The sequence below is a fragment of the Akkermansia sp. BCRC 18949 genome, from assembly GCF_045011645.1.
GTDB classification, from domain to species: Bacteria; Verrucomicrobiota; Verrucomicrobiia; order Verrucomicrobiales; family Akkermansiaceae; genus Akkermansia; species Akkermansia massiliensis.
The window spans coordinates 1,813,519-1,836,390 of record NZ_CP123619.1 but is presented as its reverse complement, the minus strand read 5'-3'; the positions used below and the strand labels follow the sequence as shown (position 1 = coordinate 1,836,390).

Here is a 22,872-nt window from a genome sequence, read left to right as displayed (position 1 = left end):
ACGCTTCTGCTCCCGCGGCGGAATTTCCGGAAACAAGCGGTTTCATGATGAAATCCTTAGGAGGTTTTTTACTGTGCCCTTCATGGATGGCTTCCCGGCTGCCTGAAGGCCCTGCATGCAGGGAAAGAAAATGAACGGATTTGAAATCCGGACAAGAAGGGCGTCAGGGAAGTCGTGAGAGTGGTGGAAATGAAATAATTTGTTTATGATCAGATGTTTATTTTAAATTCTGTTGGTTTTGTTTTTTGAATAATGTGGCTAATTTGAATGAGGGCATGGAATAGAATGGAGATAACGGAAATAATTTAAAGCTTTGGAAACGGCACTTCCAGATTGACACCGGATTTCAAATCCGATATTTCATCTACCTAATAGCATGTCTCATTTCTGCTAAAAGACCACGTCTTTCTCAATATATTTATAATTAATTGTTTTCTTTATGAAGCTGCATTTGCCCCTCAATTTGTTGTCCGCTCTTCTTGCCTGCTGCGCTGCGTTGTCCGCCTCTGTTCAGGCTGATCCCCTCACCATTACGACCAACCAGACGTTTGATACGGACGTTACCTGGAATGAGGCTACGACCATCGGCGCCAACGACCTGACGCTGACCATTGAGGCCGGAAAGACGCTTACCCAGGCGGAGGGAGCGTTCAACGTCGGGGACAACAGCCTTACCATTACCGGCGGCGGCGTGTTCAAGATTGAAACGGCGGCTACCGTGAAAGCGGGGAATGGCTCCGGAACCAGGACCCTGACCATTGACAACGCCACGCTGGATTTGAGCTCTCCGGGAGCCAGCCTCAGCATGAAAGGGGATAATTATACGCGCTACAAGGTAACCGTCACCAACGGCGGCGTGCTGCGCGTGGGAGAATATGCCTATGACGGCGCGGGGCTGGGTTCCATGGCCGTCAATACGGGGTACTGGACCTTGAACAACGGGCGCCTGGAGATTACCAAGGAAAGCGACGGAACCTTCGGGAACGGCCTGACAGTCGCCGCGGGCGGCGGCGCCGTGGAGGTGGTGAATGCCGGCAGCACCATGTCCATCACTGCTGACGACACTCATAATATCCAGCTGAACGGCGCCCTGACCATTACCGGAGCAGGGAACATGATCACGGGCAGTGACAATGCATTCCGTGGAACCGGGCGTTTGATCAAGGACGGCTCCGGAACGCTGACCCTGGCCAATTCCTCTTCCTTCACGGGCGGCGTGGAACTGAAAGGGGGCACCCTCATTGTCAGCCATGCCTCCGGAATGGGAACGAACAAGAACCTTTCCGTAACGGGGAATGCGGCCATCGGCGGAATTTCCGCGGGGTACGGCGGGCTTTCCCTGTCCGCGGGAGCGGGCCTGGACGTCTCCGCCGTGGACAGCAATGCCGGCCTGTCCATGACCGGCGGCGTCCTGTCCCTTGGGGGGCAGAATACGATGACCGGCAACCTGAACCTGGGAGCGGCCGTGCGGATTGACGCCACTCACATGACGGTGAACGGCAATCCCCTGCTGGCCCTGAACGGCGCCCTGACGGTGAACGGCAGCCTGCTGCTGGAGAACAGCGACAGCGTGAGCTGGAGCGCGGGCACGTACAATCTGATTAATGCCACGGGCGGCATCACCGGGGATCTGGCCAATACCATTCTGCTGGGGACCGAATACATCGGCAACTGGAGCACGACGGACAATACCCTGAAATTCGTCGTGGCGCAGGTCACGTCGCTGACCTGGACGGGCGGCGGAGACAATACGTGGACGGTGGGAGGAACGGGGAATTCCCCCTGGAATGCGGGATTGTCTTTTGCCAACGGCAACGGAGTCATCTTCGGCGACGTAGCAGGCAATGCGCCGCAGACCGTGAACATCGCCGGACAGGTGAATCCAGGCCTGATCGTCGTCAATGCTGAGGCAACCGGTTACACGTGGACGGGGTCCGGTTCCCTGGTGGGAAGCTCCAAGCTGCAGAAGACCGGCAGCGGAACCTTGTCCATCGCCACGGACAACGCCGGTTTTTCCGGAGAAGTCCTGCTGGGCGGCGGCACGGTGGAAATGCAGCATGCCTCCGCGCTGGGCACCGGCAGCATCATCTTTAATGGAGGCGCGCTCAAGTACGGCACGGGCATTACGGCAGACGTCTCCGGCCAGATCAAGACGGATGCGCTGGCTTCCAACTCCATTCTGGTGGACACGAACGGGAATGCCGTAACGTGGGCTTCACTGGCCGGCTGGACGGGGACCGTCACCCGTACGGGAAGCGGCAGCCTCCTGCTGGGGGCCGGCACTTATGGAGGCAAATTGACCAACAGCGGCCCCGGTTCCCTGGTCATTGGCGCGGGGGACTCCACCCTGAACGGGGGAATCAACGGCACCATCACCAAGACGGGTACGGGAACGTTAACGCTGGGCCTTAATTCCTTCAACGCTTCAGGAGGAGGAACGCTGGTTGTGGAACAGGGCACCGTGATGCTTGCGGACGAAACCGGAACATGGAGCTCCAACCTGAACATTACGCTGGGGGAAAATACCGTGATGGACGTAGCGGGCGCCAGAACCAAGGTGACGGGAACGGGTACTCTTACCATGGGGAACGGCTCCACCCTGCATCTGAAGAACGGAAATGCCGCCGGCGCGAATTTCGACATGAAAATCGTCCTGGATGCCGCAGGAGGATTTGCTTTCCTGAATGGAGCCATTTATGGAAATGCCACCGCGGTTTCATCCACCATCACCGGAACGGGCGGCCTTAAAATCATTTCCGATGCCGGGGGGAACGGGTGGGGTTTTAAAACGGGCTGGGTGAAGAATTCCTATGACGGGGATACGGAAATAGCCGGAACGGGCAACCTGGTCAATCTGACGTACAATATCGGGGACGCCTCCATCGTCTCCGGCCAGACCCTGACCCCGTGGGGGCAGGGCAACGTAACGCTGGGCGGCAGTGAGAAAAACGTCACCGTGACGTTTAGCAACTTGAATTCCAATACCGTCACGGGGGGAGTTTCCCTGGACGGGGACATCACCCTGAAAGGGACGAATGCGGCCACGGCGCTGAGCATTTTTAACGGAGCCACCGTGAACGTGAACCTCAACGGCAAGGTATCCGTGGAAACGTCCGGCACGGGAACGGCGGCCATCGCGAGCGGGGACAGCCTCCAGATGCTCGGCGGCCTGGGCGGAACGGGCACGCTGGCTGTCAATACCCGCAACAATGCGGGAGCCCTGACGCTGGGCGGGGACGTCTCCGGTTTTTCCGGAACGCTGAACCTTTCTGGAGCCAACCTTTACCTGAATGCGGATACGGCGCTGGCCGGAACGCTGAACGCCTCCACCGCCAAGGTGACGGCGCTGCGGAAGCAGAACGTGACCGGAACGCTGAACGCCGCTTCACTGGCGGTTGACGGAAGCGCCCTGAGCGCGGACGGAGCGACGCTGACGGTGAGCAACCTGGCGCTGGGCGCGGATGCGGGCGTCAGCCTGGACATTAACGGGAATATCACCGCGGGGACTTATACGCTGGTTTCCTGGGACAACCTGACGGCCGGCAACTTCGCGGATGCGGGGACGATGACCCTGACCGGGGCGCTGGCCAGCCTGTACCAGGGAACCTTCAACGTAAACACCGGGGACAAGACGGTGACCGTTTCCGTCAGCATGGCGGACGGCGTGGTAGTCTGGGACGGCAACCCGATCGGCGCCGTGGACAACACCACAACCTACCTGTTTGACGGTAGGCACACGGGAGTGGCGTCCCTGACGGGGGACGTGAATGCCAAGGCCATTTATTTCAACAACGGGGCAGGGCAGGACCTGGAGCTGACCAACAACGGAGGCAAGCTTTCCGGAAACGGCGCCATGACCAAGCTGGGTGAAGGAAAAGTGACCTTCAACAGCTCCAATAACGATTATTCCGGCGCGGTCAACATCAAGGAAGGAACCGTTGCCGTGAAGGCGAACATGGCCCTGGGGACCGGAACGGTGACCGTGGACAGGACGGGACGGCTGGAAATCGGCGTAACGGGCGGAATTGCGGATATTCTGGGAGCCACGATGCCGACGATTAACGGAGGCACGATCGCCTTTGCTTCCGGAGGCGCCAATACGCTTGGAACCAATCTGGCCAACGGCTCCGGCATCAATCTGGAAGTGTCGGGCGCCGGAACGGCCCTGACGGTTTCCACCGCCCAGACGAAAACCGCGCTGACCACGGTGGGCGAGGGCGCGGTCCTGAACCTCGGCAAGAATGGAGACGGAGGAGAGTCCATCCTTTACGGCAACCTGATGGTGAACGGCGGCACGCTGAATACTACGGCGGGCGATCCGTTCGGCTACAATAATAGCGGGAACTTCGGCACGCTGACCCTGAACAACGGCACCTGGAATGTCGGCGGCGGCAATACGACCATGGCCAATACCAGAATGGTGTTCAACAACAGCCGGGTCATTCTGAATATACCCGGTGGGGGATTAAACGGCTTCGACTTGTTCAGCGGCACCAATACCATTGTGACGCAGCAGTCCGCTACCGGAATGAGCGTCTTCTCTGTGGCGGAGGGAGCCCCCTCCACCGGTCAGGCGAATGCCCTGACCCTCCGCGGCGGCACGGTCATCTTTGACATAGCGCGCGGGAATTTTGCGCTGGACGATACTAATACGGCAGATTTGAAGCTGGATGTAATCGTAGCCAAGGAAGGCAACGGCGCCAACCTCGTAAAGCAGGGGAACGGCGTGCTTCAATTGACCAAGGCCAGCGATTATACCAACCAGACCCTAATCAAGGAAGGGACCATCCTGCTGACGGGAGCCGGCTCCCTGGGTTCCGGAGCGGTGACGCTCGGCGGCAATGGAGACGCCTTCCTGACCTATGCGGTGGATGCGGACCAGACGGTGGCCAACGCCATCGGCGGAACGGGTTCCATCACCCAGAAGGGTCCGGGCAAGGTGACGCTCAGCGGCGCCAATACCTATGCCGGCACGACCAATGCGGAAGCCGGAACGCTGGCGGCGGGAAGCGCTACGGCGTTCGGGACCAGCACGGTCTCCATCTCCTCCGGAGCGACGCTGGACATCGGCAATTATGCGGTGAATAACGCGGTCAACGTGAAAGCCGGCACGGCGGATGCGCTCTCCACGGGCGCCATCACCAGCAACGGCGGCTCCATCGGCAGCCTGACGCTGGGCAGCTACTCGCGCCTCAACGTCACCGGAGACATGGCCATGGCTGCGGGCTCCTCCTTCACCTTTGACATGACGGGACTGACGGCGGGAGGAAACGCCCTGGTGACGCTCACCGGCGGACTGACGCTCACCGGAACGCACAACGTCACCCTCAACAACTACGACACGCTCACCGACGCGGGAGACTACTCCCTGCTCACGGTGGGAAGCGGGACGCTCACGCTCGGCTCCTTCAACATCGGGGACCTCATCAATGACGCCCATCCGGAACTGACCTACACGCTGGGACTCTCCGCGGACGGCAAAACGCTTCAGCTCAAGATTGAGTCCTCCGCGAATATGCTCACCTGGAACGGAACGGCGGACGCCGGAACATGGAGCGCGGGCGACGTGAGCAACTGGACCTACGGCGGAAGCGGCTCCGCGCCGGCGACCACGGACGGGCAGCCCCTGCTCTTTGACAACACGGCAGCCAACAAAACCGTGACGATTACGGGAGACGTGGCTCCCTCCTCCATCGTCGTCAGCAACAGCGGCGCGGACAACACCTACACCTTCCAGGGAGACGGGCACATCACGGGTGCCACGACCATCCTGACCAAGAGGGGGGACGGCACCCTGCAAATCCGCAACACGAACACCTACGGAGGCTCCACGTCCCTGGAAGGGGGCATTGTGGACATCAACGGAGACGGAGCGCTGGGAACGGGTTCCATCATCTTCGGCGGCGGCACCCTGCAGGCCTCCGGGAACGTGACGCTGACGCAGACCATGGTGCAGAAAAACGCCGGGGACGCGGTCAAGCTGGCTGCCTCCGGAACCGGCACCACGCTGACGGTGGACACGGCCGGGCAGGACAGCTTCCTGTCCCTCAACTGGAACATCTCCGGGAATGGAGCCGTGGCGCTGGGGAACATCGCCAATACCAAGATTCTCTCCGGAACCGTGACGGTGGCCAGCGGCTCCACCCTCAAGCTCTCCGGAGGCAATGAAATCGCCCTCTCCGGCGTACTCAAAAACATCAGCGGCACGCTCGCCAAGACGGACGGGGGCTCCCTGCTCGTCAAGGCGGCCAACGGCAATGACGCGCTTAACGGCACGCTCAGCAATGCCGGAGGCAGCATCGTTCTTTCCGGCTACGGAGCGGCTACGGCCAACCGTACCATCACGATGAACGGCACGCTGAATGCCGACCTCATTGACGTCACGTACGGCGTGACGCTGGACTTGAAGAAAGACCTTGATATCGCCACGTTGCAAATAGGCGGCGGCACGATGGGCAGCAACACGCAGGCTTCCGCGGTCAACGTGGGGACGGGCGTCACGCTCACCTCCACCACCGGCGTCAATTTGGGCGGCGCCAACGGGCAGGGAGCCCTGGCAGGCAATCTCAACATCAACGGCGGCACTGCCGTGCTGGCGGCCGCCTCCTTCCTGGATGGCTCCGACTCCGGCATCACCCTCAGCGGCGGCGGTACGCTCACGATGGGCGGCGATATCACCGGCACGTCCGGAACCCTCACGCTGGGAGAAGGCACGCTCAACTCCTCCGCTGCCTGGACAACTTCTGTCGGAGTCGCCCTCAACGCCGCTTCCGGCAAGACCGCCACGGTGGATACCACGGGGGGGGACATCACCCTCAACGGCGCCTTCACCGGTTCAGGCAACCTTCTGAAAACCGGTACGGGCACTCTGAGCATAGGGGCCGCCAGTGCGGGTTACACGGGTACCGTGACGCTTGCTTCCGGAACGCTTTCCTTCCAGGACACCGCCGATGGCTATAAAGCCGGGCTCAACATCACCGGAGGCAACGTGACGGGCGGCCAGAATTACAAGGGCGTCAAGAACGTCTCCGTCAATGCGGCCTCCGGCGTCAGCGCCATTTCCCTGGGCGGCCTTTCCGGTTCCGCGCTCAAGACCGTCAACATGACGGACGCCGGAACGGTCATCAGCGGCATCAACGGCGCCGCCAGCCTGGACAGTGCCAGCCTGGTGGTGGGAACGGGCAACGTCTCCAAAACACAGGACCTGGCCGGAAGCACCTCCATGATCCAATTTGACGCGGACGGCACCCAGCTGGAAATTGAAACCCTCACCCTCACCCTCTCCGCCGACCTCATCAATGCCATGCAGGGCTGGGGAGCGGGCGACCGCACCGCGTGGCTCAACCTCACGAACGGAGCGCTGGGCTACGGCACGGCCGTCTTCAACCCGCTGCTGGAAACCCTCGGCTTTGCCGTCACGGGCATCAACGGCGGCTCCATCGGCATCACCGGTGACGCCACGCAAATCTACGCGGTAGGCAGTGAAGACAAAACCGTCTCCAGCAACTCCGAACTCGACCCGTACCGCGCGGTCATCGTGGACGGCAACCTCGCACTCAACCTCCCGGGCGTGGACGATACGGCTGACGGCCTGACGATTAACAACCTCTCCGGCGCGGCCTCCGGCGTCATCAACATCACCAGCACGAACGACAAGACGGCATCCGTCATCCTGAACAACGAGCTGCTGGGAACAGATCCGAATACGTCCGGTCCCGATACGAAGTACTCCGGAACCATCAACGGCGGCACGGCCAACATTACCAAAACGGGAGAAGGCTCCCTGGAACTCGCCGGAACCCTGAACACCAGCGGCACGCTGGACATGCAGGACGGCAGCCTTATCCTCTCCGGCACGGCGGACCTGGGCTCCATCAGGCTCAACTCCACCAACTCCGGAGACCTTTCCTCCCTGGACATCACTGGAAAAACGCAAGCGGGAACGCTCACGGATGAAGGCAACGGCGGCAACCTCGCCATCGGTAAAAACGGCACGCTCACGCTTACGGGAGCCGGCTCCGAACTCTCCAACAGCACCATTTCCGGAACCGGCGTGCTCCATGTGGCGGACACCGCCTCCCTCGCGCTCAACGGCACCTCCAAGCTTGACGGCGTGCAGGTGGACCTGGACGGCAGCGGAATGCTGGAACTCGGCAACGCGGCCAACACCATCTCCGGCCTGACGGGAATCGGCGCGCTGAACAACGGGTCTGCCCTGGAAATCACCACCGCCGGGAATGCCCTGTATGAAGGCACCCTCAGCGGGGAAGGCAGCATCACCATGAACGGCACCGGCACGCAGGTCCTGAAGGGGAACGGCGCGATCGGGCAGGCCCTCAGCGTCACCAAGGGCACGCTGGAACTGACGGGAGCGGAAGGCGGCAACGGCTCCGTCACCTACAAGAGCCTCACGGCGGCAAGCGGCGCCCATGTGCGCCTGAGTCCGGTAGGGGAGGGAACCGGAGCGGTCAACACGACGCTCACCGTCGCCAACGGACTCAACCTGCAAAACTCCCATCTGGACCTGGTCATCAACACCAACCGTGACGACCTCTTCTCCAGCCCGGTCATCACCGTGCAGGCCGGAGACGTCAATCTGGACGGAACTACCGTTTCCCTGGGAAGCCTGGGGGACTACGACGATCCGGCGGACCCGACGGCCAACCTCAACTTCACGCTGGTGGACGCGACGGGAGCCGGAACGGTTTCGGCCAACGGAGCCACGGTGGACGCCTCCGGCTACTTTGACTTCTACTACCAGGAATTCGGCATCCGGACGGAAGGCGGCAAGATTGTGGTGACGGGCATGGTCAAGACGGAGAACGCCTTTATGGACGCGGCCAACACGGCCAACTCGGAAGCGGGGGCCAACCTGCTCTGGAACAACCGCGGCAACGCGCCGAAAGGCACGCAGCTCGGTGACCTGAGGGAAGCCGTCAGAAACGACATCCAGTCCGGCAACACCTCCCGGGCGGCACGTTCCATGGCAGCCGCGGCAGGCAGCACGGTCAACGCGCTGGGAACGGCCCAGAAGGACGCCCTGCGCGACCAGATGGGATGGATCCGCAACCGCACCACCCTCATGGGCGTCAACCCCGCCTACGTCAACGATGACCTCCCCTACTTCCACATGTGGATGGAAGGCACGGGCTCCTACGCCAAACTGGACACCAAGGGAGATGAAAGCGGCTACCAGCTCACCACCTGGGGCGGCACCGTGGGCATGGACGTGGACCTCAGCGACCATTTTACCATGGGAGCGGCCTTCACGGCCAACTACGGCGACCTGACGGCCAGCGCGGCGGACAGTGCGGACGGCCACCTGGACAGCTACTACGCCAACCTCTTCGGCCGCTACCAGAGCAAGCGCTGGGCGCACACGCTCATCCTGACGGGTGGGTGGAACGACGCGAAGCTCAACCGCACGGTCAACTATGGGGAAGGCAGCTACAGGACGCAGGGCAACACCAACGGGTGGGGCTTTGGAGCGATGTATGAACTGACCTACGACGTGTACCTCAACGAAGACAGGAGCAGCATCCTGCAGCCCCTGGTCAACGCCTCGGTAGTAACCACGAGAATGGACGGCTACACGGAAACGGGAGCGGGGAACGCGGGCCTGAACGTAGGCAAGCAGGAATGGACGACGGGAACGGTTGCGCTGGGCGGCCGGTGGATGGGGCTCATTGGCAGCAACATCTTCGGGCGAGAAGCGCTGGCTGAGTTCCGAGTAAACGCGGCCCAGGACATGGGCGACCACCGCGGCAAGACGGGCGTAGGCTTCCTGGCCAATCCCGGCTATACGCAGACGGTCAGAGGAGCGAAGGTTGGAACGACGGCGCTGCAAATCGGAGCGGGGCTGAGCGTACCGGTAGGAACGCAGGGAACGGTCTTCATCAACGGGAACGCGGACTTCCGTGACGGAGCCAACTCGGTGAACGGAAGCGTAGGCTACCGGTATGACTTCTAAGGAGAGTTGAAGTTTGAGAGTGGAGAGTTGAGCGGAGACGCTCTGCTCTCCGGACTTCCAGGGCCGTTCCGGCATTGTCCGGAACGGCCCTGCTGCGTCACGGAACATTGCATGCTGTGCGGCGCTTCTGCCGGCATGGTGCAGTAGCGCAGTTGATATCATATAGTGGAATAAATGATGTTAAAATGGATTATTGATTCCATCCGGAATGATTCGCAAGGCGGATTAAAAATCCGCTAGGGAACGGAAAAGCCGCCAATATACCAGAATGAACCTGCTTGCATGTTTATACTGATAAGGATACCACCACGAACATACCTGATTGCGGACCAGATATAGCATGAAAACGGTCTTCCAGGAGAGTTGCAACGCCTACGGAATCAACGTTTAAGCTTGTAGGAGGATTTTTAATCCGTTAATGATGATAAAAAGCCTCCTGTCAGGTTCAGGAGGTATTTTCACGTTCATTTTCATTAAAAATTATGAAGCTGCACCTTCCCTTGGGTCTCCTGTCCTCTCTGATTGCCTGCATGGCCGCCGTTTCCTCACCGCATGCCTTGGCGGAAACCTATACATGGCTTGGCGGAACGGATGGCTGGATCCATACAAATGCCAACTGGAATCCGGCGCCGACCAATTATGCAAACGTGTGGGCCGGAACCAGTGCCAATATTATGCAATTCAGCGGACCATATGGAGATAATGTTCAAAAGGCCGTCAAGGCCCAGTTCAATAGCTTGTCGCTGGGTGGCATTAATGTGGCGGCGGGTGCTTCAGGATTCAGTGTATCCTCCAGCGACGGCGGTTCCCGCGTCGTCAATTTCCGTGCTCCGGGAGAAGGGCAGGCGACGGTTTTCAACATCGGGGAGGATTTTTCGTTAGGATCAACGGGTACGGCCTGGGAGGGCGTTTCATTTTATGCGAATACCTTGTTCCAGATCGCTGCAGGCAAGACCATGAACGTTTATGGAGCGCTTGCGGTTGGGGAAGGGATTACTGATCCCCCCACAATTACTGTGGGAGGTGTGGGGTATTCTGGTACGCTGATTTTGAATTCGGCCGCACAGACGACGAATGTAACTGATCAATCCGTCAACAGGAACCGTCAGGCCATGACAGCGAACTGGATGGTTACGGGAGGGGCAACATTGCAGTTGAATAATGCTACTGCTCTGGGTTCGGGAATGGTGAACCTGAATGGAGGCAATTTGAAAGCGCAGCATGATGCTACCTACAATAATACGCTGACCGTGAGTGGTTCATCTGGCCTGACGGTAAACGCCGCCACGCAGTTTTCCAATGTGACTCTTGCCGCCGCGGGTTCCCTGAACATGAATGGTGGAACTCTTGGTATTGCCGCTGCTGGCAGTCTGACGCTGGGCGCGTCCGGCACGATTACGGGAAACCTGACGCTGGGAAACTCGTCCCTCCTGAATTTCTCCGCTCTTCCGGCTTCCGGCGCGTCTCTGCTTAATGTGACCGGAACGCTGACCGTGAACAGCGAACTGCTTCTGGGGCAGGGAACGATAGACGGCGTGGCCTGGACGGAGGGTTCCTATGACCTGATCAGCGCGGGCACCGTCACCGGAGTTCCTGCCAGTTCCTTTGTCCTGGGCGACAATCTTCTGGGTTCCTGGAGCACGGGGAACGGCAAGCTTACCCTGGTGGTGGCGCAGGTGGCTTTGCTTGAATGGAAGGGGGGCGACGGAATCTGGTCCGTCACTGCTCCCGCCGCTTCCCCGTGGAAGGACGACGGCGTTTACAATGATAATTCCGGAGTCGTCATGGGAGACATTGGCGGCAGCGCCCCGCAGACGGTGACCATTGATGGCGCCGTCTCTCCCACGATTATCATGGTGCAGGCGGATACGACGGATTATGTATGGGATGCCGCGGCAGGGGGCGGCTCTCTGGAAGGCAACGGTAATCTGGAAAAGACCGGCAACGCCAAGCTGACCATCAATACGGCCAATACCAACTATACCGGAAAGGTGATCCTGGGCGGTGGCACGCTTGAAATGGGAGATGACGCCGCCCTCGGCGCCGGCAGTCTGTCGTTTGACGGCGGTATCCTCCAGTATGGCGCTGGCGTGACGGCGGATATTTCCGGACAGATTTCCTCCACGAGCAAGAACTCCATTAAAGTGGATACCAACGGGAACGCCGTAACGTGGGCTTCCGTGGATAATTACAAGGCGATGGCCATGGAAAAATCCGGAGACGGCACCTTGAATCTTGGCGCCGCCGTGTATGCGGGCGCTCTGACGGTGGACGGAGGTTCCGTGTCCATTGCCTCCGGAAGTGTTCAAACGAGGTTTTCCGCGGGAGTCACGGTGAATGCGGGGGGAACCCTCGCCATTTCCAGCGCCATCGATGGAATGCCTTCCGGAAACAGCGCCAACATCGTCATCAACGGCATGAGCGGAGCGGGCCGGATTGAGCTGGACAACCAGGCGGCCAAATCCCGTTTTTACATTTCAGGAGACAATTCATCCTTTACCGGGGAACTGGTCGCATCCGGGTTGAATAATAATCCGGGCAGTATAAATGATGCCCGCGACCTCCAGTTTGCCACCGCCGCCAGCATGGGGAGGGGGACGTTAACCCTGAATGGACGCGGTTTCTGGATGGATGCCGTCAACACGGCGGATACCGCCGTCATGGCAACGATCAATGTGCTGGAGAAAGGAACCTACCTGAACGGAGGGAGCGGCAAGTCCTATTACTTTGGCGGGGCATTCACCGGTTCAGGTACGGTGACCACCGCACTGGGGGATGCCTTCGCCTACTTGACGGGAGACATGACCGGGTTCCACGGGGCGTTCACCCGCACTGGCAATGCCCTGTTTACCTGGGCATTCGGCAACAATACGGCGGCGACCCTGAATGATGGCAAGCTTTTCGGGGATGGTGTGGTGTTAAAGGCTGACGGCGGAACAAGCTTGTTCAAATTCTCCTACACCAATGACCTCGTTCTGATGAACGCCACCGTAGGAGCGGAAGGCGCCCTGAACGCCAGGGTGGAACAGGCCGGAACCGGAACGCTGGTGCTGACGCAGGACAATACCGCTACGGGGACGCTCACCATTACCAGCGGCACGGTCCAGCTGGGCAATGGAGAAGCCACGGGCTCCTGGGTAGGTCAGATCACCGGGGCAGGGGCCCTGGTAGTGAACAGGGCCGGAGGCTCTCCGGTCCTGGAACTGAACGCCACCAACAATTACCAGGGGGGGAACCACTCTGAACGGCGGCACGGTGAAGGCGCTGGGCGCCGGTTCCCTGGGGACCGGGAATGTTTCCGTTAACGGCGGTTCCGTTCTGGACATGAACAACCAGGCGATTGCCAACAACATCACCATTACCAAGGGAGGGCTGCAACATGCAGGAGCCTACGCCACTGCCGGCGGCGTAACCGTGAATGCGGAGGCCAATTCCGGGGATATTGACCTGGGCGGCCTGTCCGGGGACAAGGTGGGCGGCATCAATACCACCACGGCGGGAACGGCCATTACCGGCCTGACGGGAAATCTGACGCTGACGGGGAATAATTCCCTGCATGTGGGTGCGAACAATACCACGTATGCCGCTGCCGGGGACCAGAAGAGCCTGCTCCAGTTCAATGACACGGCCACGGGCACCGTTTCCTTCGGCGGGGACGCTTCCGACCTCACGCTGCACATGGACATTGATACGGATATCCTGATCGCCATGCGCGAACTGGAATCCGTAGGCATTCTGCTGACCGACGGAACGATCACCGGCCTGCCTTCCAGCGACCTGGTGGCGTGGCTCAACCAGCACCTTACGTTCAATGCCACGCTGGAAAGCCTGGGATTCGGCATCAAGGGGGTGGAAGGCGGCAGCATCATCATTTCCGGCAGAACGGACCAGATTTACATTTCGTCCGTGGACGGTTCCACGGTGACGGAAATTCCGGCCCTTAATTCCTATGCGCAGGTGATTGTGGACACAAACCTCACCCTGAATTTTGACGTGCCCGCGGCCAATACGGACAAGACCATCATCCGGCATCTTTCCTCCGGCACCGGCAGCACGGGCAACCTGGTGGTGAATGCCGCCGGGGACGGTTCGCTGGATATCGAACTTGCGAACGATCTGGACGACTCCGTGTTCAACGGCAATCTTACCGTGAACGGTGACGGCGCGGACCTGATCAAGACGGGAGAAAAGACCCTGGTGCTGAATGGCAATGTCAATACCTCCAATGCGGTGGTTGCCAGGGAAGGCACGCTGGCCCTGAACGGGAGCGCCAATAATATCGGCACGCTGACTTTGTCCTCCGCCTCTGCGGATGAACCCGTCCGCGTCGTGATCGGAGGGACCACGACGGCCACCCTGGCAGATGACGCGGAGGGCGGCTCCCTGCAAATCTCTGCGGGCGGAACGCTCAAGACTGCCGGGGATTCCACCCTGGACCAGGCGACCACCATTTCCGGAGCAGGCCGCCTGAACGTTCAGGAAGGTTCTTCCCTCACCCTGGCAGGGGAAGCCGGCCTGTTCGGAACCTCCGTGACGCTGAACGGAACGCTGAGCCTGTCCGGGACCGGGGAGAAGTCCATTCTGGCCCTCTCCGGCGCTGGAACGCTGGCCCTGAATGGCAATGCACTGTCCGTCACCTCCGCATCCGCCGTGAACGGCTCTTTCTCCGGCACACTGGACGGGGAAGGGAGCATTGACGTCTCCGGCAAGGTAACCCAGGTGATGCAGACCGGAAGCTCCACGTATGACCTGGGCGTGCGCGGAGGGGGCACCCTGGTGCTGAAAGGCACGTCCGCCGCTCCCGCGCTTGACTACCGCAACGTTACGGTAGGCGCTTCCGGCACCCTGCGCATTGAGGCCATCGGGAATGGAGCAGGGGACCCCAATACCACCTTGAACGTCGGCAGCGTTGACTTCCAGAGCGGTTCCATGACGGAATTCGTGTATAACCTGAGCGCGGCCGATCCTTTCGGCTCCGCCATGCTGACGGCGGATTCCATTACCATCGGGAACGGCGCCGGCTTTACGCTTGCCAACATGACCGGCAACACGGGCCTGGGAACGTATGACAACCTGGACGGAGTGGTGCTGATGACCGCGGACGCGATTGACGGCATGGCGGAAGGGGAATCCATGTCCGTGGGTACTTCCGGACTCTTTGCCGTGTATTACAAGGATGCGACCATGGTCCGGGAAGGAAACAATATTGTGCTGAACGCCACGGTACAGCAGGATAATATTTTTAAGCCTGCGGTGAATTCCCATAATTCCGGAGCAGGTTCCGAACTTCTGTGGGGAGCCAGGAACAACCTGGACGCCACTTCCCAGCTCGGGCAGGTCATGAATGCCATCAGCACCATGGTTACGGGGAGCAATCCTGATTTGGCGGGAGCATCCAGGGCATTGGCAGCCGTAGCGGGCAGCACGGTCAACGCGCTGGGAACGGCCCAGAAGGACGCCCTGCGCGACCAGATGGGATGGATCCGCAACCGCACCACCCTCATGGGCGTCAACCCCGCCTACGTCAACGATGACCTCCCCTACTTCCACATGTGGATGGAAGGCACGGGCTCCTACGCCAAACTGGACACCAGGGGGGATGAAAGCGGCTACCAGCTCACCACCTGGGGCGGCACCGTGGGCATGGACGTGGACCTCAGCGACCATTTTACCATGGGAGCGGCCTTCACGGCCAACTACGGCGACCTGACGGCCAGCGCGGCGGACAGCGCGGACGGCCACCTGGACAGCTACTACGCCAACCTCTTCGGCCGCTACCAGAGCAAGCGCTGGGCGCACACATTGATCCTGACGGGAGGGTGGAACGACGCGAAGCTCAACCGCACGGTCAACTACGGGGAAGGCAGCTACAGGACGCAGGGCAACACCAACGGGTGGGGCTTTGGAGCGATGTATGAACTGACCTACGACGTGTACCTCAATGAAGACAAGAGCAGCATCCTGCAGCCCCTGGCCAACGCCTCGGTAGTAACCACGAGAATGGACGGCTACACGGAAACGGGAGCGGGGAACGCGGGCCTGAACGTAGGCAAGCAGGAATGGACGACGGGAACGGTTGCGCTGGGCGGCCGGTGGATGGGGCTCATCGGCAGCAACATCTTCGGGCGAGAAGCGCTGGCTGAGTTCCGGGTGAACGCGGCCCAGGACATGGGCGACCGCCGCGGAGAAACCAATGTGGCGCTGCTGGGCAACCCCGGCTTCATGCAGAGCGTGCGTGGGGCCAAGGTTGGAACGACGGCGCTGCAAATAGGAGCGGGGCTGAGCGTGCCGGTAGGAACGCAGGGAACGGTCTTCATCAACGGGAACGCGGACTTCCGTGACGGAGCCAACTCGGTGAACGGGAGCGTGGGCTACCGTTATGACTTTTAAGGAGAGTTGAAAGTTGAGAGAGGAGAGTTGAGCGGAGACGTTCCACTCTCCAAGCCAGCAGGGCCGTTGCGGACAAGAGCCGGGGCGGCCCTGCTTGTGTAAGGAAATAGCGTCCTCCGGAGTAATAGGCCGTGTGGGCTGAAAGGACAGAATAGAAAAAAGAAAATGGTGTCCATCCTGTCCATCAAGTCCATTTTGTCCACTACTCTCCCCGCGCCGCTCGCCGCCCTTCACACGGCACGCCCCTTCCGATTCTATAAAACGGCGCAGAATACTCTTGCATGCCCTCGTCCGCTGTCTGATGTCAGAAAAATCCGGAAGGCGAGGAATAGGGCCTTTTTTATGCGATTGCGGCGGCTTTCCATTCCAGCACTGCTTCCGCCCGCAGTTCGTCTCCGTGCATGATGTGGTGGGAGGTGAGGGAGTCCTGGCGGAACAGCAGGGATTTCATGGATTCTCCCGCATGGGTTTCCTTCTTGAAATGCAGGTGGATTCCCGTCAATTCATGGTTCTCCAGCCAGGAATCCGGCAGGGATTCCAGCGCCCAGACCAGGTAGGCGGCATTGTTGATGTGGCGGTTGAAGTCCGTATCGCGGCGTTCCGCCATCCATTCCCGGATGGTCGGCAGAAGGCCCGAGGTATCCATGGCTGCCGGAGCCACCGTTTCTTCACACGGAGTATCCGGGAAGGCATCAATGTGCCTGTTCAACGGCACCGGGCGTCTGCGGCGTACGTCAATGACGGCCCACAGGCAGCTTGCCGTGACGATTTGGTTTCCCAGGGCGTCCCTTATTTCCAGATTGCGGCGCGCCAGCAGCGGCGTTTCCTGCGCGGTCCAGGTGCGGAGTTCCACCGTTTCCTTCCACCGGGGGAGGCGGCTGATGGCCGTGTTCAGGCGCACTTCCACCCAGGCCAGGCCGCGGGATATCACAAAGTCATAGCCGAAGCCGAGGGAGGAGGCGTGGGCCTCCGCTATTTCCTGAAACCAGTGCAGAACCGTTTCCGGTTTCATGAGGCCGTCCGCACCGCTTTCATAAGTGCGGACAGTGGCTTGAGTGGAATAGATTCCGTGGGCGTCGGCATGTTTCATAACAATTCATTTTAGCCGAACCGTTTTACCGCACCAGCCAAAAACGGGTAATGAGCCGCTCGGCATGCCGGAGTTCATGGACCGCATGGGAAGCTTCCCGGAATTTCCGGATTGCTTCCTTGGAGCGCCGCTTGCCTATGCGGCAACCGAAAGGAACGCGGCTGTAAGCCACGCCTTTTAATGAAATCAGTTCGCCAATAATGATTAAGTTGCCGCATAAGCATGCGGCGCCTCGGAAACGCTACAGAATGCTCCGGAAGTAGGCGATGGTTTTTTCAAGGCCTTTTTCCAGCGGAATATTGGGCTTCCAACCCAGTTTTTCTCCCGCCAGCCGAATGTCCGGCTTGCGCTGGGCCGGGTCGTCCAGGGGCAGGGGACGGAAGACCGTTTTGGAAGAAGAACCCGTCATTTCAATGACTTTTTCCGCCAGTTCCAGCATGGTGAATTCCACGGGATTTCCCAGGTTCACAGGGCCTGAAAAGCCTTCCGTGTTCATCATGCGGACCATGCCTTCCACCAGGTCGTCCACGTACTGGAAACTGCGGGTCTGCCTGCCCGTTCCGTAAATGGTGATGTCTTCCCCTTTCAGCGCCTGCACGATGAAGTTGGAGACCACGCGGCCGTCGTTCGGGTTCATGCGCGGTCCGTAGGTGTTGAAGATGCGGATGATGCGGATGTCCACCCCGTTCATGCGGCGGTAGTCCATGAACAGGGTTTCCGCGCATCTTTTGCCTTCATCGTAACAGGAGCGGACGCCCACGGGATTGACGTTGCCCCAGTAGGTTTCCGGCTGGGGATGGACCACGGGGTCGCCGTATACCTCGCTGGTGGAAGCCTGGAGGATTCTGGCCTTGCACCGTTTGGCGAGGCCCAGCATGTTCAGCGCGCCCAGCACGGAGGTTTTAACCGTGTGGATGGGGTCAAACTGGTAATGGGGAGGGGAGGCAGGGCAGGCCAGGTTGTAGATTTGGTCCACTTCCATCACGCAGGGAACGGTGACGTCATGGCGGATTATTTCAAATCCGGGATAGTCCGCCAGGTGAAGGAGGTTTTGCTTGCTGCCCGTGAAGAAGTTGTCCATGCAGATGACTTCATGGCCTTCTTTCAGAAGCCGTTCGCTGAGGTGGGAGCCGATGAAGCCGGCTCCTCCGGTGATCAAAATCCTTTTACTCATGATAGCATGTCCATGCGTTTTGCGCTCCGCCGCGCCGGAAGGGAAGGCGGATATTCCTGCGTGGAACGGGAATTTTTCGTCCCGCCGTGCGTTGCGGTTCAATGTCACATATCCGTCACGTGAAGGCAAGCGCATAGCATGCCGGACGGGATTTTCCTGGGCCGGATGTTGCAAGGGAAGGGGATGCGATGGAAGAGGAAAGATGGAAGAGGAAAGATGGAAGAGGAAAGATGGAAGAGGAAAGATGGAAGAGGAAAGATGGTTCCGTGCGGGCCGGGAAGCAGATGGAGGCGTGCAGGCCCCTTGGCGGGGTCAGGATTTGGGAAGTGTCAGCAGGAAGCTGGCTCCCCCCAAGGTGCCGAATTCCAGTTTCAGGTCCCCCCCCAGGGAGCGTGCCGTATCCTTGGCCAGCGCCAGCCCCAGGCCTACGCCGGGCTTGCGGCTGTCGGAGGCGTCCTTCGTGCGCCGGAAGGGCTTGAACACCAGCTTGCGGTTTTTCGGGGAGATGCCCGGGCCGTTGTCCCGGAAGCGGATGACGATGTTGTGGCGGTCCGCCTGGACGGTGAGCTGGACTTTGGCGTTTTCCCCCTTGGCGTATTTAATGGCGTTGGAGGTCAGGTTGTCCATGATCTGCTCCACGGAGACGGCATCCGTATGAATGGGCAGGATGCGGATGGGCTGCGCCAGGGCAAAGGAGAAGCTGATGCCCGCCTCCCGGAGCCGTCGGTCTATTTTTTCCGCAATGGGTTCAAAGAGTTCCTGGCAGGTGAGCGTATCCCGCGTGCGGCGGATGGCGTTCCGCTGGAGCCGGGAGTAGGAGAGCACGTTTTCAATCAGGTGTTCCAGGCGGCGGCATTCCCGCTGCATGTTGGCGTAGTATTCCGGCTTTTTCTGCTCCGGCACCATGCCGTCCTCCAGCATTTCCGTATACAGGGAGAAGGAGGTGAGCGGCGTCCTGAGTTCATGGGTGACGGCGGAGACGAAGTCCCCGCGGCGCTGCTCCAGGCGGAAGGTGCCCAGCATGAGCCAGATGACGCCTGCCGCGCCCAGCAGTACCATGCTCCAGATGAGCGTGAGCGTCCAGGTCAGCATTTTCTTGTGGTCCTGGAGGGGGACGGCTCCGGTGTCTCCCGGCAGAAAGACCAGGGGGGCGTTGGCAAAGGGGAGCGTGCCCGTTTGCCGCGCTTCTGCGGGAGGCGGGGCGGAGGGATCGAAGGTAGCCAGGCGGCTGTGGGGAAGCAACAGCTTTACCTGGCCGGGCAGCCGCCGGTTCAGGTTGTCCATGTTCATCAGGGCCCCCTGCAAATAGACGCCGCGGCTGGTGTGCACCTGGCGCAGGATATAGAGGTTCCCCCCGTCTTCCACTGGGACGAAGGAGGTGACGGTTTCCACCTGGGCCGGCGTGCCGGATGCCGTCGGCTCAGGTTCCGGGGCTTCATGCAGGATTTCATTCCGGATGTCCGTCCAGAGGTTGCCGCTGGACGGCACGGAGGTGAGGGCGGAGACCTTGCCGTTCAGCCGCTGGTAGAGGTCCTTCTGCTCATTCAGATGTTCGGCAAGCTGCGGGTTCAGCGCGGGTCCGGTTACATGGCCGGAGGGGGAAATCTGGATATAGGCCGTGACGTAGTCCGGCAGGTAGGAGGAGAGGTTGGAGCCGCGGGCGGCCTCTCCGGGTTCCGGGGAGCCCATGCGCTGGTCATAAGGGCGCTTGTAGGCGTAAAAGGGCTGGTATTCAAAGTAGCCGCGGGCCTGTTCAAAGGTGATGAAGGAGGTCAGGAGGCGGTCCATTTCCAGCTTGGCTTCATGAGCCAGGGCCTCCACCCTGATGCGCTGTTCGGAGCGGCCCGTTTCCTCCGCCTGCACCAGCAGAACGTGGGTGAGCCATCCGAGCGTGCCGATGACCAGCAGCAGGCTGATTGCCAGCAGAGTGATGCGTATGCGCCGGTTCACGGGTCAGGAGACGAAGGATGAGTTCCAGCGGTAGCCCTGGCTTCTGAGCGTTTCCAGCGGGGCGGCCGCGACGGTCCCCAGCTTGTCCCGGAGGCGCATGACGGTCATTTCCACGGAGCGCGTATCCGTCAGGCGCGGGTCCACGTCCCACACGCGCCGGAGCAGTTCGTCCCGCGTGATGACGCGGTTGGGGTGGGTGGCCATGTACGTGAGGAATTCGAATTCCCGTGCGGTCAGGGAGGTTTCCTTTCCGTCCTCAAAGGTGAGCAGGCGGTTGGCGCTGTCCAGGGATGCGCCGGGGATCCGGATTTCCCGGAGCTGGCGCGGCCGTTCCGGGGATCTGCGCAGCACGGCCTCGATGCGGGCGAGCAGCTCCCGGATGCTGAACGGCTTGACGATGTAGTCGTCCGCCCCCAGCTTGAGCCCCTGCACGCGGTCCTCCTCCTCCCCGCGCGCCGTGAGCATGATGACGGGCGTGCCGGGGCGCTCCGCAGACATGACCTGGAGCACCTGGAAGCCGTCAGCTCCCGGCATGGCTACGTCCAGCAGGGCCAGGTCAAAGTTGCGTTCCCGCACGGCGCGGATGGCGGCCAGGCCCTCTTCCAGCGCCAGCACCTCGTAGCCGGATGCGGTCAGCACGTCCGTCAGGGCGTGCCTGATGCTGTCGTCATCCTCCGCAATCAGAATGGTATAGGCTGAATCACTCATCGTTTGATTCTATAAAACCACAATGTTTCCCTGTTTGTATAGAGAAACCTGCGCCCTTTCAGTAACAATGCCATAACAGGGCGGTTCCCGGTCCGGAGGTTTTCTTTTCCGGAGCAGCCCAGGTCAGTTCTGCTGGAGCGCCTGGAACTGGGGCGGAAGGCTCCCGGAGGGAATTTCTATGGCCTCCATGGGGCCGGGGACGATGCCTTCAAAGAACGGCGTGCCCTTGTAGGAAAGGATGATCTTGGAATGGACCATGTTCCCCGTGGTCTGGCGCAGGAAGTCCGTATCCCGGAAGACCAGGAGCGTCTTCCCGTTTTCCGCGGCCACCGGGCGGCACTGGAAGTTGCCCAGCGGGGCGCCGTCCGCCGTCGTCATCTGTACGGGCAGTACGTAGGCTTCCGAGAAGGTGGGGGCATAGACGCCCCAGAGGGAGGTGAGCGCCATGACGACGACGATCACGATGCCGACAAATATTTTTGTGGAGGTAGACATGCGGAGAGCGGTATTCTGGACCGTACGTCCACCTCCTGTGCGGAGGCCGTGCGGCGTCAGCGTTGTTTAAGCCATTCGGCAGCCTGGGGGGCGTAATACGTGAGGATCATGTCCGCCCCGGCGCGCCGGATGGAGGTTAGAGTCTCCAGAACGGTTTCCCGTTCATCCAGCCAGCCGGAAGCCACGGCGGATTTGATCATCAGGTACTCCCCGCTGACGTGGTAGGCGGCTATCGGCAGCGTCACGTGCTTCCGCATGGCGGCCATCACGTCCAGATACAGCGTGGCGGGTTTCACCATCAGGATGTCCGCGCCTTCCGCTTCATCCAGCTGCGCTTCCCTCAGGGCTTCACGGATGTTGCCGGGGTCCATCTGGTATGTTTTCTTGTCCCCCTCCTTCGGCGCGCTTTCCAGCGCGCCGCGGAACGGCCCGTACAGGGCGCTGGCGTACTTGGCGGTATAGGCCATGATGGAGACGTCGTCCAGGGCCTCGGAATCCAGGGTGGCGCGGATGGCGGCCACGCGGCCGTCCATCATGTCGCTGGGGGAGACGATGTCCGCCCCGGCGTCCGCGTGGCACAGAGCCTGGCGGCAGAGAACCTCCACGGAGTCGTCATTGAGGATTTCCATCGTGCCGTCGGAGCGGAATTCCACCAGGCCGTCGTGACCGTCTGAATTGTAGGGGTCCAGCGCCACGTCCGTCATGACGGTGATGCCGGGCACCTCGCTCTTGAGCGCGTAAATGGTGCGCGGAATGAGGCCGTCAGGGTTGCAGGCCTCACAGGCGTCCGGGGTTTTCTTCCCGTCCGGGATGGCCGGGAAAAGGTCCAGCGTGCGGATGCCCAGGTCCATCAGGCGCTTGGCTTCCTCCACCAGGCCCTTGACGCTCCAGCGCGTGCAGCCGGGCAGGGAGGAAATGGGCTGGTTCCCGGTTCCTTCATGGACGAAGACCGGATAAATGAGGTGTTCCGGGGAGAGGGAGGTTTCCCGGATGAGGCCCCGGATGTTGGCGGATTTTCTGTTGCGGCGCGGCCGTATCGGTAGATTCATCATGGTGTGATAATGGAAAAGGTTGTGTGATAGAGGGGCGGGCGTT

Annotated in this window: 9 protein-coding genes; 3 read left to right on the top strand and 6 right to left on the bottom strand. The window is 60.5% G+C overall.

Annotated elements, in window-relative coordinates:
- Positions 1-439: 439 nt before the first annotated feature.
- From P8A25_RS07620 to P8A25_RS07610, 3 genes are all read left to right on the top strand, one after another.
- A complete protein-coding gene (locus P8A25_RS07620; protein WP_404838624.1) occupies positions 440-9,970 on the top strand; it encodes an autotransporter-associated beta strand repeat-containing protein in 9,531 nt (3,176 codons plus the stop codon).
- 482 nt (positions 9,971-10,452) lie between these two features.
- Positions 10,453-13,275: a beta strand repeat-containing protein gene (locus P8A25_RS07615; protein WP_404838623.1), complete on the top strand. Its 2,823-nt coding sequence runs from the start codon at positions 10,453-10,455 to the stop codon at positions 13,273-13,275.
- Positions 13,226-16,360: an autotransporter domain-containing protein gene (locus P8A25_RS07610; protein ID WP_404838622.1), complete on the top strand. Its 3,135-nt coding sequence runs from the start codon at positions 13,226-13,228 to the stop codon at positions 16,358-16,360. Before P8A25_RS07615 ends, P8A25_RS07610 begins: the two co-directional genes overlap by 50 nt.
- 340 nt (positions 16,361-16,700) lie before the next feature.
- Here the strand turns inward: P8A25_RS07610 and P8A25_RS07605 are convergent, their stop codons facing one another.
- The 6 genes from P8A25_RS07605 to hemB all read right to left on the bottom strand — a co-directional run bounded on the left by P8A25_RS07605 (position 16,701) and on the right by hemB (position 22,826).
- A complete protein-coding gene (locus tag P8A25_RS07605) occupies positions 16,701-17,450 on the bottom strand; it encodes an acyl-[acyl-carrier-protein] thioesterase (protein ID WP_022398100.1) in 750 nt (249 codons plus the stop codon).
- Positions 17,451-17,691: 241 nt separating this feature from the next.
- The gene (locus tag P8A25_RS07600; RefSeq protein WP_022398099.1) at positions 17,692-18,624 is read right to left on the bottom strand and encodes a UDP-glucuronic acid decarboxylase family protein; all 933 of its coding nucleotides are present in this window, start codon (positions 18,622-18,624) and stop codon (positions 17,692-17,694) included.
- A 312-nt stretch (positions 18,625-18,936) separates the two neighbouring features.
- The gene (locus P8A25_RS07595; RefSeq protein ID WP_022398098.1) at positions 18,937-20,574 is read right to left on the bottom strand and encodes a sensor histidine kinase KdpD; all 1,638 of its coding nucleotides are present in this window, start codon (positions 20,572-20,574) and stop codon (positions 18,937-18,939) included.
- A gap of 3 nt (positions 20,575-20,577) precedes the next feature.
- Complete coding sequence (locus P8A25_RS07590) at positions 20,578-21,282, bottom strand: response regulator transcription factor (RefSeq protein ID WP_022398097.1); 705 nt, start codon at positions 21,280-21,282, stop codon at positions 20,578-20,580.
- A gap of 123 nt (positions 21,283-21,405) precedes the next feature.
- Complete coding sequence (locus tag P8A25_RS07585; protein ID WP_102728397.1) at positions 21,406-21,777, bottom strand: hypothetical protein; 372 nt, start codon at positions 21,775-21,777, stop codon at positions 21,406-21,408.
- Positions 21,778-21,833: 56 nt separating this feature from the next.
- Positions 21,834-22,826 (bottom strand): porphobilinogen synthase, encoded by a 993-nt coding sequence (gene hemB / locus P8A25_RS07580; RefSeq protein WP_180971058.1) that lies wholly within the window; start codon positions 22,824-22,826, stop codon positions 21,834-21,836.
- Between the last annotated feature and the right edge of the window lie 46 nt (positions 22,827-22,872).